10 protein-coding genes and 1 tRNA gene are annotated in these 15,077 nt (G+C 62.6%); 10 read left to right on the top strand and 1 reads right to left on the bottom strand.

The features are described 5' to 3' along the window. Nucleotides 1-181: 181 nt before the first annotated feature. From ACWFVE_RS02135 to ACWFVE_RS02100, 8 genes are all read left to right on the top strand, one after another. The gene (locus ACWFVE_RS02135) at nt 182-1,096 is read left to right on the top strand and encodes a LysR family transcriptional regulator (RefSeq protein ID WP_447527649.1); all 915 of its coding nucleotides are present in this window, start codon (nt 182-184) and stop codon (nt 1,094-1,096) included. 211 nt (nt 1,097-1,307) lie between these two features. Beyond that, the gene (gene fdnG, locus ACWFVE_RS02130; protein ID WP_447530488.1) at nt 1,308-4,394 is read left to right on the top strand and encodes a formate dehydrogenase-N subunit alpha; all 3,087 of its coding nucleotides are present in this window, start codon (nt 1,308-1,310) and stop codon (nt 4,392-4,394) included. Then, entirely contained in the window at nt 4,391-5,344 is a 954-nt protein-coding gene (gene fdxH / locus ACWFVE_RS02125) for a formate dehydrogenase subunit beta (protein ID WP_447527648.1), read from the top strand. The genes fdnG and fdxH overlap by 4 nt, the downstream gene beginning before the upstream one ends. Nucleotides 5,345-5,346: 2 nt before the next feature. Further along, entirely contained in the window at nt 5,347-6,066 is a 720-nt protein-coding gene (locus ACWFVE_RS02120) for a formate dehydrogenase subunit gamma (protein ID WP_447527647.1), read from the top strand. Between the two features lie 39 nt (nt 6,067-6,105). Then, entirely contained in the window at nt 6,106-7,068 is a 963-nt protein-coding gene (gene fdhE, locus ACWFVE_RS02115; protein ID WP_447527646.1) for a formate dehydrogenase accessory protein FdhE, read from the top strand. Nucleotides 7,069-7,122: 54 nt separating this feature from the next. Then, nucleotides 7,123-8,568 carry an L-seryl-tRNA(Sec) selenium transferase gene (gene selA, locus ACWFVE_RS02110; RefSeq protein WP_447527645.1) on the top strand — a complete coding sequence of 482 codons (1,446 nt, stop codon included), beginning with the start codon at nt 7,123-7,125 and terminating at the stop codon, nt 8,566-8,568. Beyond that, a complete protein-coding gene (gene selB, locus ACWFVE_RS02105) occupies nt 8,565-10,481 on the top strand; it encodes a selenocysteine-specific translation elongation factor (protein ID WP_447527644.1) in 1,917 nt (638 codons plus the stop codon). The genes selA and selB overlap by 4 nt, the downstream gene beginning before the upstream one ends. 27 nt (nt 10,482-10,508) lie before the next feature. Beyond that, nucleotides 10,509-10,606, top strand: a tRNA-Sec gene (locus tag ACWFVE_RS02100). A 17-nt stretch (nt 10,607-10,623) separates the two neighbouring features. Here ACWFVE_RS02100 and ACWFVE_RS02095 read toward each other — a convergent pair. Beyond that, nucleotides 10,624-12,126 carry an NCS1 family nucleobase:cation symporter-1 gene (locus tag ACWFVE_RS02095; RefSeq protein ID WP_447527643.1) on the bottom strand — a complete coding sequence of 501 codons (1,503 nt, stop codon included), beginning with the start codon at nt 12,124-12,126 and terminating at the stop codon, nt 10,624-10,626. 590 nt (nt 12,127-12,716) lie between these two features. Here ACWFVE_RS02095 and ACWFVE_RS02090 point away from each other — a divergent pair. Then, the gene (locus tag ACWFVE_RS02090) at nt 12,717-13,583 is read left to right on the top strand and encodes a nitrilase-related carbon-nitrogen hydrolase (protein WP_447527642.1); all 867 of its coding nucleotides are present in this window, start codon (nt 12,717-12,719) and stop codon (nt 13,581-13,583) included. Nucleotides 13,584-13,613: 30 nt separating this feature from the next. Next, nucleotides 13,614-15,056 carry a dihydropyrimidinase gene (gene hydA, locus ACWFVE_RS02085; RefSeq protein WP_447527641.1) on the top strand — a complete coding sequence of 481 codons (1,443 nt, stop codon included), beginning with the start codon at nt 13,614-13,616 and terminating at the stop codon, nt 15,054-15,056. The last annotated feature ends 21 nt before the right edge of the window (nt 15,057-15,077 follow it).

Raw genomic sequence — 15,077 nt, 5'->3', positions numbered from 1 at the left:
GCGCGTATGCCTTTTCTTAATAAACCCTGCAAACCGCTGTAATAACAGCCACCCGAGGAGCTATTTTCCTTTAAAAAACGTGGTCCTGTCTAATCGCAGCGTGCTACTTTCGATACAAACCGTTTTTATTGTAAATGATTTGTCAAGAAAGGCCGTTTCGTACAGCGCGAAGGAGGTGTCCATGGTATCGCTTGGGCAAATGAGTGACTACGAGATCCGCCTGGTCCGCGTGTTCAATACGGTGGTCGAGTGCGGCGGCTTTACCGCGGCGGAAACGACCCTGGGAATCAGCCGCTCGGCGATCAGCCAGCACATGAGTGACCTGGAAAAACGCGTGGGCTTGTCGCTTTGTCAGCGCGGGCGCGGCGGCTTTAGCCTCACCGAAGAGGGCAAGGAACTCTACCAGGCCGGGCTCACGCTGCTCGCCGCACTGGAAGCCTTTCGCAGCGACGTCAACGCCCTGCATCATACCATCAAGGGCGAGCTCAATATCGGCATTACCGATAATCTGGTCACGCTGCCCGCCATGAACGTCACCAATGCTCTCGCCGAGCTTACCGGACAAAGCAGTGAGGTAAGCGTCAATATCCATATGGAGCCCTCCGACGCGGTGATTCGCCAGGTGATGGACGGCCACTTGCACGTGGGCGTCGTCCCCAGCGTCAACCTGCCGGCAAGCCTGGAGACACGCTGGCTTTACGACGAGCCTTCTTATCTTTACTGCGGCGCCGGCCACCCGCTTTTCGAGACGACAAGCCAGCCCCCGGATGCGGCCGAAATCGCCCGGGCGTCGGGGGTGGCGCCGCGCTACCCGCTGCCCCCCAAAGCGCGCCAGGCCCACGACGCCTTGACGCTACGCGCCTCGGCTTCGGATCGCGAGGGCGCGGCCTTTCTCATTCTCACCGGGCACTACATCGGCTTTTTACCCGAACACGTGGCCGCGCAATGGGTCGCCGCTGACAAAATGCGCCCGCTATGCACCGACCAGTACAGCTACCGTATTCCGTTCGTGCTGGTTACCCGCCGCGACCGGCGCCCCAACCGGGTAGTGGATGCCTTCTTGAGTCTGGTGAGCACCGCGGCGGCCGATACCTAGCCGCTGCAGGCAAGGCCAGGCGCGAACATTTTACTACAATCGTTGAATATAAATTGACGCAAATGGCCTCGATTAGCTGCTAAAGTGTTTTTAAAACTTGCATAAAAAATCAGCATCACGACCGGATCGACTCGTGTGTGAGGGGAAGCGCTTTTCATGAAGCGCTTCTCGTCTATCCGTGTCGATCGATGCACGAGGTGAGACCATGACGATTCAAGTAACCCGACGCGGGTTTTTCAAACTGGGGGCGGCAGGGCTTGCCACCTCCAGTATGGCGATGATGGGGTTCTCCCCGGAAGCCGCCGCCTCCTCCATTCGCCCTTTCAAGCTGACGCACACGAAAGAGACGCGCAATATCTGCACCTACTGTTCGGTAGGCTGCGGTGTGCTGATCTACAGCCGCGGCGATGAAGCGAGAAACGTTCAACAACAGATCATCCACATCGAGGGCGACCCGGACCACCCGGTGAGCCGCGGCGCGCTATGCCCCAAGGGCGCGGGCCTGCTCGACTACGTGAAAAGCCCCTCGCGCCTGAAATTCCCCGAGGTGCGCGAGCCCGGCACCAACGAGTGGAAGCGCATCTCCTGGGAGGAAGCTAACGACCGTATCGCTCGCCACATAAAAGCCGATCGCGACGAGAACTTCGTCGCCACCGACGACGAAGGCCGTACGGTCAACCGTTGGACGACCACCGGCTTTCTGGCGGCCTCGGCCTCTTCCAACGAATCGGGCTATCTCACCCACAAGTTTGTCACCAGCCTTGGCATGCTGGCCTTCGACAACCAGGCGCGCGTTTGACACGGACCAACGGTGGCAGGTCTTGCCCCAACATTTGGTCGCGGTGCGATGACGAACCACTGGGTCGATATTCGCAATGCTGACGTCATTCTGGTCATGGGTGGCAACGCCGCCGAGGCGCATCCGGTCGGTTTTCGCTGGGTCACCGAAGCGAAAGAGCACAATAACGCCCAACTGATGGTGGTGGACCCGCGCTTTACGCGTACGGCTTCTGTGGCGGACTTCTACGCGCCGATTCGTACCGGCACGGATATCGCCTTTCTCGGGGGCTTGATTCGCTATCTGATCGACAACGACCAGATTCAGCGCGACTACGTGCTCAACTACACCGACGCCGCTCTGCTGGTGGACGAAGGTTTTGGCTTCGAAGAGGGGCTGTTCGACAGCTACGACGAAACCACCCGCTCCTACGATAAGGAGAACTGGGTCTATCAAACCGGTGAAGACGGTTTCGCGCTTAGAGACGATACGCTGACGCACCCGCGCTGCGTCTACCGACTGCTGCGCGAGCACTTCGACGCCTACACGCCGGAAATGGTCTCCTCGATCTGCGGCACGCCCGTGGACAAGATCATGCGCGTGTGGGAGACGCTTGCGAGCACCGCCACGCCAGATCGCACCACCACGCTTTTGTACGCGCTTGGCTGGACACAGCACTCGCTGGGTTCGCAGATCATTCGTACCGCGGGCATGGTGCAACTGCTGCTGGGCAACATAGGCCAGCTCGGCGGCGGCGTGAACGCGCTGCGCGGTCACTCCAACATTCAGGGGCTGACCGACCTTGGCCTGCTCTCGAACCAGCTGACCGGCTACATCGCCGCACCGACGGACGACGAGGAAGACCTCGACACCTTCCTCGAGGCCCGGCGGCGGGCTCCGCTGCAGCCCAATCAGGTCTCCTACTGGCAAAACGCCGACGCGTTCTTCGTAAGCCTGATGAAGGCCTGGTACGGCGACAACGCCCGCGCGGACACCCAGTGGTGCTTCGACTGGCTGCCCAAGCTCGACAAGCCGCTCTACGATATCCTCGACACCTTTAACCGGATGTCGAAAGGCGAGATCTACGGCTACTTCTGTCAGGGCTTCAACCCGCTGGCGGCGATTCCCAACAAGGCGAAGGTGTCCCGCTCGCTTTCGAAACTGCGCTATCTGGTCTCGATCGACCCGCTCAATACGGAAACCGCCGAATTCTGGCGCAATGCCGGCGAGTACAACGACGTCGACCCGAGCGAGATCCAGACCGAGGTCTTCCGCCTGCCGGCGCTGTCATTCGCCGAGGACGCGGGTTCCACGGTCAACAGCGCCCGCTGGCTGCAGTGGCACTACCCCGCCGCGGACGGCCCCGGTGAGGCGCGCGCGGACACCCATATTCTGGGGGCCCTGTTCACCCGCGTGCGCGAGCTTTACGAGCGCGACGGGGGCGCCTTCCCGGACCCAATCCTGGGCCTTGCCTGGAACTACAAAAAGCCCGAGGAGCCCGCACCGGAAGAGCTTGCGCGGGAATACAACGGCCGCGCGCTGAGCGATGTGTACGTCGACGGGCGCCTGGTGCGTCCCATGGGTGAGCAGCTGGCGGGCTTTGGCGAGCTGCGCGACGACGGCTCGACGGCCTGCGGCTGCTGGATTTTCGCGGGCTCCTGGACCGAGGCCGGAAACCAGATGGCCAACCGCGACAACGCCGACCCCTATGGCATCGGCCAGACCTTGGGTTGGGCCTGGTCCTGGCCTGCCAACCGGCGCATTCTTTACAACCGCGCCTCGGCCAAGCTCGATGGCAGCCCCTGGTCCGAGCGCAAGTCGCTGGTGTGGTGGGATAGCGTGACGCGGCGCTGGACCGGTGCGGACGTGCCGGACTTCCCGGTCGACTCCGCCCCCACCCGCGGGCAGATGCCTTTCATCATGAACCCGGAGGGCGTGGGCAAGCTGTTCGCAAGCCAGGGCATGGCGGAAGGCCCCTTCCCCACCCACTACGAGCCGCTGGAGAGCCCGGTGCCAGAGGGCAACCTGCTCTTCCCGCGCAACAACCGGGTGCGCTACAACCCGGCGGCCCGGGTCTTCGACGAGGACCTGGAGATGATGGGCACCTGGGAGGATTACCCTTACGCGGCGACCACGTACCGCCTGACCGAGCACTTCCACTACTGGACCAAGCACGTGCATCTGAACGCGATCGTGCAGCCGGAGCAGTTCGTGGAGATCGGCGAGGCGCTGGGTAACGAACTCGGCATCGTGGAAGGTGATTGGGTACGGGTTTCATCAAAACGCGGCTACATTCGCGCCGTGGCGGTGGTCACCAAGCGGATCAAGGCGATTACCGTGGGGGACCGCATCGTGCACCAAGTCGGTATTCCGATCCACTGGGGCTTTTTGGGGATCGCCAAGAAAGGCTTTTTGGCGAATACGCTGACGCCCTTCGTAGGCGATGCCAATACCCAGACCCCGGAGTTCAAATCCTTTCTGGTCAACGTTGAAAAAGACACCACAGGAGGCAGGGCATGAGCAATCCGCAAAATATCCTGCGCCGCTCGGCAACGACGACGACGCCCCCCCAGGGGCGTCACGAGGTCGAGCCCGTGGCCAAGCTGATCGATGTCAGCCGCTGTATCGGCTGCAAGGCGTGCCAGGTCGCCTGCATGGAGTGGAACGACGTGCGCGACGAGGTCGGCATCAATACCGGCACCTACAACAATCCCAATGATCTGACCGAAGACTCCTGGACGGTGATGCGCTTCACCGAGTTCGAGAACGCCCAAGGCGATCTCGAGTGGCTGATCCGCAAGGACGGCTGCATGCACTGCGCCGACCCGGGCTGTTTGACCGCTTGCCCGGCGCCGGGGGCCATCGTGCAGTACGCCAACGGCATCGTCGATTTCGACTCGGACAAGTGTATCGGCTGCGGCTACTGCGTGACCGGCTGCCCCTTCGACATTCCGCGGATCTCCGAGCGTGACAGCAAATCCTACAAGTGCACGCTCTGCTCGGATCGGGTCTCGGTGGGTCTCGAGCCCGCCTGCGTGAAAACCTGCCCAACCGGGTGTATCGAGTTTGGCTCCAAGGCGGACATGCTGACCCGCGCCGCCCAGCGCGTGGACGACCTGAAAGGGCGCGGCTTCAGTGAGGCGGGCATTTACGACCCGGCCGGCGTCGGCGGCACCCACGTCATGTACGTGCTGCACCACGCGGACACCCCGGACATCTACGCGGGCTTGCCTAATGACCCAAGCATTTCGCCCTTCGTCAGCGCCTGGAAAGGCCCGACCAAGCCGATCATGAGCGCGATCATCGGCATCACCGCGTTTGCCGGCTTCATGCACTACCTCACCAAGGGGCCGAAGGACGAGCCGCTGGATGAAGAGGTGTTCGGCCCGGAAGGCGAAGACGCCTACCTGCGCGATCATCCCTCTGATGCGCCGGACGCCGAGCAGGCCGATGCTCGGCAGGAGAAGTGACGATGAAGCGCGATTCTTACAAACGTAACCAGTTGGGCCAGCGCATGATGCTGCGCTACCCGCCCTCTACCCGGGTCAACCACTGGACGATGGCGCTGAGCTTCATTTTGCTGGCGCTGTCGGGGCTGGCGTTCTTTCATCCGGCGTTTTTCTTTCTCTCCCACACCCTGGGCGGGCCGGTGTGGGCGCGCATTCTGCACCCGTTCATCGGCGTGGTGTTCTTTCTGCTCTTTGCCCTCATGGCCGTGGGCCACGTTCGCTCCAACCTGCCGATCAAAAACGACGTGCGCTGGATGAAGCAGCTCGATGATGTGCTGAGCAACCGCGATGAGAAAGTCCCGCCGATCGGCAAGTACAACCCGGGCCAAAAACTGGTGTTCTGGCTGCTGGTGCTCTGCGTGCCGACACTTCTGATCACCGGTGTGCTGATGTGGCGGCCCTGGTTTGCCGGCTACTTTCCGGTCACGGTGGTGCGTATCGCAAGCCTTCTGCACGCGGTGGCCGCCTTCGGGGCGATCGTGACGATCGTGGTGCACATCTACGCGGCGATCTGGATCAAGGGCTCGTTCGGCGCCATGATTCGCGGCTGGGTGACCCATGCCTGGGCCAAACACCACCATCCGCTCTGGTACGATGAGCACGTTAAAGGCGAGCGCGAACGCCAATCCCGGGCGTCCCCTCCGGCGGCCGACGACCCGCACCAACTCAACACTCAGGACTAAACCGGGGCGCCAACGGCGCCCCGTGTGACAGGAGCAGGCATGAGCGAATGGATTTCCGATACGCTGCACGACCCCAAGCCGCCGCGCCACGGCGAGCCGCCATTGGTGGTGCTGCCGGAATCGCGCCTTTTCGCTACGCGGGCCACTCGCTTTAGCGAACTCGAAACGCGCTTCGATGAGATGGCGCCGTTTCTCGCCTTCAACGCCCACCTGGCCCGCGCTCAGCACCGTGTATTGAAGGATCGTAAGGCCGAACCCTTTGATTCACAAAGCTGGGATGTCGCACTTGATCACGAGTTTCCGCCGCTCGCACCCTCGGCACTGATCACTACCTTGGACTGGCAGGCGGATCTAAACGCCCTGCTCGCAGAGCTCGACCGGGCGCTCGAGGCCGAAAACGCCACGTTCGCCGCCCAGCGTGAGCTACTCGCCAGGCTGGGCGGCCTCAGCGAGCGCAAGGTGTCAGAGCTTGCCCGGGCGATTGTCGAGCAGCAAGGCATCGACGCCGAGCTTCGCGGCCTGGCGCCGCTGGTCGGCGCGGCGCTTCAGGTAGCCTGGACGCGGCTGGCGCAGTCGCTTGCCCGGCTTCCCCACCGCCCCAAGGACGCAGCCCAGGGGCTTTGCCCCTGCTGCGGTACGCCGCCGGTGGCCTCTACCGTACAGTTAGGGCGTCACCGCTCGCGGGTACGCTATCTGGTGTGCGGGCTTTGCGCCACCCAGTGGTACCTGGAGCGGACGCGCTGCAGCCACTGTTTCGACACCGAAAAGCTCGATTATATTGGTGTTGAGGGGCCGGACGGCAAGCGTGCCCTGCCCATTCGCGCCGAGATTTGCGGGGCCTGCCGGGCAAGCGTTAAGTTAATGGACCGCGAATGGGAAGCCGACACCGACCCCTTTGCCGACGATATCGCAACGCTTGGCCTGGACGTGCTACTGGAAGAGCAGGGCTACGCCCGCGCCGGCTTCAACCCGCTGCTCGCCTTTGGCGGCGAGGACGGCTAGCCTTCGCGCCTGCGATATCACTCCCGGACACCGCTCGACACGGATGCAAGCCTGATGACGGATATCGCCCCCTCTCACAAAACCGAAGACTGGCGCCGCACGCTGCCCTCGGTCGACCGGCTGCTCAACCACCCGCCCCTTTTGGCGCTTGCTGCCCAGTACGGCAAGCCGCTTTGCAAGCGCATGACCCGCGACACGTTAAACGCGCTGCGCCAGGCCCCTCTTCACGAGCCGCTGGATGACGAGGCGATTACCCGCCAGGTGCAGGCAAGGCTTCTGGAGGCTATCCGCCCCAACGCCCGCGCCGTGTTCAACCTGACCGGCACCGTGATTCACACCAACCTGGGCCGTGCGCTGCTCTCGGAGCCTGCCATCGACGCCATGGCAAGCGTTGCCCGCTCGCCGGTGGCGCTGGAGTACGACCTGGCCACCGGCGGGCGCGGCGACCGGGATGATCTCATCGAGGCGCTGATCTGCGAGCTGACCGGCGCCGAGGCCGCCACGGTAGTCAACAACAACGCCGCCGCGGTGGTGCTCACCCTGGGCGCTCTGGGCGCCGGGCGAGAAGGAATCGTCTCCCGCGGTGAGCTAATCGAGATCGGCGGCTCCTTTCGCATGCCGGATATCATGGCCGCCGCCGGTTGCCAGCTTCGCGAAGTCGGCACCACCAACCGCACGCATCCGCGCGATTACCGCGAGGCTATCAACGAAAACACCGGGCTTCTGGTCAAGGTGCACGCCTCCAACTACGCCATCGAAGGCTTTACCCAGTCAGTCGACGAGGCCGGCATGGCCGAGATCGCCCACGAAGCCGGGCTACCGCTGGTGGTGGACCTGGGCAGCGGCGCGTTGACCGACCTTTCCCGGTATGGCCTGCCCTACGAGACCCAGCCCCTGGATGCCATCACCGCCGGCGCCGATGTCGTCACCTTCAGCGGCGACAAGCTTTTGGGCGGCCCCCAGGCAGGTATCATCGCGGGCAGCCGCGCCTGTATCGAGCGCATCAAGCGCCACCCGCTCAAGCGCGCGCTGCGCCTGGACAAACTCGTGCTGGCCGCTTTAGAGGCCACGCTCAGGCACTACCGCGACGACGAACACCCGAATCAGACGCTGCCCACCCTGCGCCTTTTGACCCGGGATGCCGACGCCATTCACGCCGCCGGCGAGCGCGTCCTGGCTGCCCTTGGCACGCCGCCCGCCGGGCGCACCCTGCGCCTTGCCCCGTGCATGAGCCAGCTCGGCAGCGGCTCGCTGCCGGTGGACCGGCTGCCCAGTACCGCGCTGGTCATCGAATCGAGCGCGCCGCGTCGCGAAGCCCGGGAGCAGGCGCTGCGTCATCTGGAGCGCGCCTGCCGCGCGCAGTCGCGCCCCATCATCGGGCGTATCAAGGAAGGCGCGCTTTGGCTCGATTTGCGCTGCCTGCCCCCGGGTGAAGAAGAGTTCCTTGCCGAAGAGATTCTAAAGGCCTTGTTCGAGGCCGAGGCCGAGGCCCCGGCATGATTCTGGCCACCGCCGGCCATGTGGACCATGGCAAGACCACGCTGCTACAAGCCTTGACCGGCATCGACGCCGACACGCTAAAAGAAGAGAAAAGCCGTGGGCTCACCATCGAGCCCGGGTTCGTCTACCCCGACACCGGCGACGGCGCCGAGCTTGGCTTCATCGACGTGCCGGGACACGAGCGCTTCATTCACAACATGCTCTCCGGAGTGGCCGGCGTCGACGGGGCGCTTTTGATCATTGCCTGTGACGACGGCGTGATGCCGCAAACCCAAGAGCATCTGGCGATTCTCAGACTGCTTTCGATCCCCGTCATGGCCGTGGTGCTGACCAAAACCGACCTGGCAAGCCCGGAGCTACTCGAGGGGCGCCAGCGCGAGGCCGAAGCACTGGTCGAAGGCGTGCCGGTGTTTAGCGTCTGCGCGCGAAAGCAAACGGGGCTCGCCGCACTTGCCCACTGGTTGAACGAGCGCGCCAGCGCCTGGCAAAGCCGCCCGGCGCCCGGGCGCTTTCGTCACGCCATCGACCGGGTATTCAGTAAAAAAGGGGCCGGGGTGGTGGTGACCGGCACGGTAGTCGATGGCCGAGTCGAGCAGGATAGCCACTTGTGGCTGCTGCCCAGCGGCGTGCGCGTTCGCGTGCGCGGGCTTCGCCGGCAAAACCGCGAGGCCGAGGCCGCGCACCGGGGCGACCGCTGCGCGCTGAATCTGGCCGGGGCCGAGCGCGATGCCATTCAGCGCGGTGACTGGCTGATCGAGGCCCCCGAGCCGCCGGCCAGCAGCCAACGTATCGACGTGACGCTCAAGGTGCTGCCTTCACTCGGGCGCGACGCCACCCACTGGATGCCGGTTCACGTTCACCTGGGCGCGGCCCACTTGACCGGGCGGCTAGGGCTTTTGGAAGCGACGACGCTCGCCCCCGGCGGCCAGGCATTGGCGCAGCTAACCCTCGACGCCCCTCAGCACGCCTGCTGCGGCGACCGCTTCGTCATTCGCTCGCAAAGCGCCGATGAAACCCTGGGCGGCGGGCGCGTACTCGATGCCCACCCGCCCAGGCGCGGCGCGCGGCGCCCAGAGCGCCTGGCGTACCTGCGCACCCTGAAGGAGGCGCTAGATGCCGGCGCCGCCGAGCGCTCGGACGGCTTTGCCCCCACCTTGAAAGCGCTGGCCAGCCAAACGGCGGACGGCATCTCGCTCGTCACGCTCTCGAACACGCTCAATCGCGGCGTGACGTCCCTCGAAGCGCAAGCCACGGCGCAAGAGTTGACGCTGATCAGCGCCGGCGCCGAGCACCGCGCTTTCGCCCCGCATCATCTAGAGGCGCGGGCCAGCACGCTGACCGAGGCGCTGGAGGCGTTTCATGCCGATGCCCCTTCCGAGGTCGGCATGGAGCGCGACCGCCTGCGCCGCTGGGTCGCGCCGAAGTGGAACGTGGAGGTGTTTCGCCGCTGGCTAGATGGGCTCATCCAGGCCGGTCGCGTTAGCGCCCAAGGGCCTTTCATCAAAAGCCCTGGCCACCAGGCCCGGCTAAGCGAGGCGTACGAGGCGCTTTCGCAAACATTACTGCCGCTTCTCGACGAGCAATTCGACCCGCCCCGGGTGCGCGATATCGCCCAGCGCCAGCAGCTGGATGAACCCCAGGTGCGCGAGGTGTTATACGCCAACGCCCGGCTGGGCCGGCTTTTTCAGGTGCGCAAGGATCACTTCTACCCCCCGGCAACGCTTAGCCGGCTGGGCGAGATCGTCGAGGCGCTGAGCCACCAACAGGGCGCGATAACGGCCGCCGAGTACCGCGACCGTACAGGTGTAGGCCGTAAGCTTGCCATCGCCCAGCTGGAGTTTTTCGACCGCGTTGGCTACACCCGGCGCGTGCGCGATGAGCGCCAGCTTCGCCACCCTGGCATGTGGGATTAAAAAGCGTTAGGCTCATTTAGCCGATCAGGAGGAGGATCGTTCCCCGGTGGGGCGACCGGACTTCAACTCCGTGTAGGGGCTGCCATGCAGCCCCTGGTGAGTTCGACTCTCACCCTCCTCCGCCATTTTTTGGCCATGCCCCTCAACGCGATTGCGCCGCCGCAACGGCACCGGTCGCGCGTTCATGACCCAGCACGGTGCTGGCCACGTAGTAAACCACCGCCCCCAGCGCCGAGCCGGTAAACCAGCCGTAGTCATAGAACCAGGCCATCGTATCGGTCAAAAGCGCCATCAATGTCAGCGCGACGGGCACGCCGAAGGCGATAAAGCCTGTGATGTTCACCGCCGGGTAAGCGCGCCCATCCTGGTACAAGCTCGGCACATCCAACTGCTGCTTTTTAATTAAGAAGTAATCCACCGCCATGATGCCGGCGATCGGCCCCAGCAGGCTCGAGTACCCCAGCAGCCAGTTGGAGTACATCTGCTCGAGCGATACACCCTGAGCGATCACCCCCGCCTTTTGCAGCAGGTCGTAGCCCATCAATAGAACCCCGACGAGCCCGGTCAACAGCACCCCGCGGGTCTGATTGATCAACTTCGGCGCGATGTTCTGAAAGTCGTTGGTGGGCGAGACGATGTTGGAGGCGGTGTTGGTCGAAATGGTGGCCACGACGATCAGCAGCATCGCCAGAATCACCCAGAACGGGCTGTCGATGAAACCGATCAGGCGCACCGGGTCCGCCACCGTCTGCCCCACCAGGGACTCGGAGGCTGCCGTCATCACCACGCCAAGGGAGGCGAAGAAAAACATGGTCAGCGGCAGGCCGATGATCTGACCGACGATTTGATCCTTCTGGCTTTTGGCGAAACGGCTAAAGTCGGGAATATTCAGCGAAAGCGTGGCCCAAAAGCCGACCATCGCGGTCAAGCCCGCAAAGAAGTAGCCGTAGACCGAGGCGCCTTCGGGCCGCGACGGTGGCTGCGCCAAAAGCGCGGTCATCGACATGTTCGGCCATGCCCACACCATCAAGCCAATGCCCACCAGCAACAGCAAAGGCGCGGCAAGCGTCTCCATCCACTTGATCGACTCCGCCCCGCGAATCACCACGTAAAGATTCATTGCCCCGAATACGAAAAAGCCGATCACCTCGCCGACCCCGCCAAGCGCCGCCCAAGCGGGAAACAGCGCCGACAGCAGCAGGTGAATGGCCAGGCCCCCGAACATGGTCTGAATACCGAACCAGCCACACCCCACCAGCGCGCGCACCAGACACGGCACGTTGGAGCCCAAAATGCCGAAGGAAGAGCGCAGCACGATCGGAAACGGGATACCGAATTTGGTTCCGGGAAAGGCATTGAGCGTCAACGGCAGCAGCAAAATGACGTTGGCGAGAAAAATGGCAAACAGCGCCTCCCCCACACTCAGGCCAAAATACGCCGTCAACACACCGCCCAGGGTATAGGTGGGCACGCAAATCGCCATGCCCACCCAAAGCGCGGCTATGTTCCATTTACTCCAGGTGCGCTCGGCGGCGGTGGTGGGGGCGATATCCTCATTGAAGCGCGGGCTATCGCGCACGTCGTTATTCACTTCAAGCTCGATCAATCCTTCTCGATCCACCATCCGGGATGCTGAAACGGTCATGAGTTCCTCCTCGAAGAGCCACTGTCTATTATCGTTATTGAGTCAGCTAAAACCAGGTCATCTAAAACCAGGTCATCTGAAACCAGAGCAATAAGTGTGCCTAACCGTACGCAGCGGCGTATAACTTATTGATAAAAAGCTGACTTATTCGACAGTTAAAGCGCCTCTTTACAGTTGTTGTTATTTTATTCCGCGTTATTAAAAGCCACTCAATCAAGAGAGTACGCCTAAAAATAAAAAAGCACCATAAAAGCGCGGACTAACGTAAATAATTCTTAGAAAACACATTAAAGCCATGATTTTAATAAAGTAAAAAGATGACGGAAATAAGTGCATCGATTCACCAAGGTGACAACAAATGCCCTAAAACCAAGATTAATCATAAACTTACGGACACTTATAAAAACACTTGAAACAGCAGGGTTTATACAACTAATCTAAAAACTGTCTTCACGGACAGCTTTTAAAACAACAACGGCCTTTTGATTAAAAGAGGCTTAACAGCACGCCACTAACGCCAACAATACTTTCAACGGATAACCGCCTCATTGAGTGGGGCGGGGTGTGTGACGACGAGAGAGGGCTCTTGCATGCAAACAATGAAAATCGGCTTGATTCAAATGGGGCTAAAAGCGAGCACGGATGCCGACCCGGCAGAGATTCGCGACGCCATGAACGAGGCGCACCTGCCGATGATCGAGCAGGCCGCCGAGCAAGGCGTTCAGGTGCTCTGTTTTCAGGAGGTATTCAACCAACCGTACTTCTGCCCCAGCCAGGACGAAAAGTGGTACGCCGCTGCCGAAAAGGTGCCCGAGGGCCCCACCTGCCAGATGATGCAAAAGCTCGCCGCCGAGCACCACATGGTCATCATCGTGCCGGTCTATGAAGAGACCGAAACCGGCGTTTACTACAACACCGCGGCAGTGTTCGACGCCGACGGCAGCTACTTGGGCAAATACCACAAAACGCACATTCCCCAGGTCGCCGGCTTTTGGGAGAAGTACTTCTTCAAACCGGGCCAGTCCAACTGGCCGGTCTTCGATACCGCTTTCGGCAAGATTGGCGTGTACATCTGCTACGACCGCCACTTCCCCGAAGGTTGGCGGGCGCTGGCACTTAACGGCGCCGAGGTCATCTTCAACCCTTCCGCCACGGTCGCCGGGCTTTCCCAATACCTTTGGGAGCTCGAACAACCCGCCTCCGCCGCCGCCAACGGCTGCTTCATCGCCGCCATCAACCGGGTGGGTACCGAGGCGCCCTGGAACATCGGCGACTTCTACGGCTCGAGCTATATCGTCAACCCGCGCGGCAAGATCGAAGCTCAGGCCAGCGCCACCGAGGACGAGCTGCTCGTCCACGAGATCGACCTGGACGCGGTGCGCGAGGCGCGCAACAACTGGCAGTTCTTCCGCGACCGCCGCCCCGAGACCTACACGCGCCTGACCGACGGCGAGTAATCAAGCGACTGGATAAGCAGGAGTAACGCAATGAGCCTATTGATCAAGGGCGGCACGGTCGTCACCCATGCCGACACCTACCGCGCCGACGTCCTCTGTGTGGATGGCAAGATCGAAGCGATCGGGGTCGATCTGGATACGCCCCAGGGCTGCGAGGTCATCGATGCCACGGATCAGCTGGTCATGCCCGGCGGTATCGACCCGCACACCCACATGCAGATGCCCTTCATGGGCGCGGTGGCCAGCGAAGATTTCTACACCGGCACCGCGGCCGCCATGGCCGGCGGCACGACCACCATTATCGACTTCGTCATCCCTCAACCCGGCCAATCGCTTTTGGAGGCGTTCGACACCTGGCAGGGCTGGGCGGAGAAAGCCGCCACCGACTTCGCCTTTCACGTGGCGATCACCTGGTGGGATGAAAGCGTCAAGGAAGAGATGGGCACGCTGGTAAGCGAGCACGGCGTGAACAGCTTCAAGCACTTCATGGCCTACAAGGGCGCGATCATGGCCACCGACGACATCCTGGTGGAGAGCTTCTCGCGCTGCCTGGAGCTGGGTGCGGTGCCCACGGTGCACGCCGAAAACGGCGAACTGGTCTACCACATGCAGCAGAAACTGCTCGCCCAGGGTATTACCGGGCCCGAGGCGCACCCGCTTTCCCGCCCGCCGCAAGTGGAGGGCGAGGCAGCCAGCCGCGCCATTCGGATCGCCAGTACGCTGGGCGCGCCAGTGTACCTGGTTCACGTCTCGACCAAGGACGCGGTGGATGAAATCGCCTACGCCCGACGCCAGGGCCACGCGGTGTACGGAGAGGCGCTGGCCGGACACCTGATGATCGACGACAGCGTCTACCAGAACCCGGACTGGGCCACCGCCGCGGCCCACGTAATGAGCCCGCCCTTTCGCCCGAAAGGCCATCAAGAAGCCCTCTGGCACGGCCTGCAGTCCGGCAACCTACAAACCACCGCCACCGACCACTGCTGCTTTTGCGAAGAGCAGAAAGCTAACGGCCGCGAGGACTTCACCAAGATTCCCAATGGCACCGCCGGGGTCGAGGACCGCCTGGCCGTCCTCTGGGACGAAGGCGTGAACACCGGCAAGCTCTCGCCCCAGGAGTTCGTCGCGGTGACCTCCACCAATACCGCCAACATCTTCAATTTGTACCCGCGCAAGGGCGCCATCCAGGTAGGGTCGGATGCCGATATCGTCGTCTGGGACCCCAACGGCACGCGGACGATCTCCGCCAAAACCCACCACCAGAACGTCGATTTCAATATCTTCGAGGGCAAGACGGTGCGCGGTATCGCCCGCCATACCGTAAGCCAGGGCAAGTGGGTGTGGCGTAACGCCGAGGAGCTTCACGCCGAGCGTGGCGCCGGGCGCTATCTTGAGCGACCGGCCTACCCCGGCGTCTTCGAGCAGCTCAAAAAGCGCGCCGAGCGTGAAGCCCCCAAGGCCGTGAGCCGCTAATAACGCTAATAACAACCCGGG

The sequence above is a fragment of the Vreelandella mediterranea genome, from assembly GCF_970647075.1.
The sequence above is the reverse complement of the archived record's forward strand: the minus strand, read 5'-3'. Positions and strand labels throughout refer to the sequence as shown.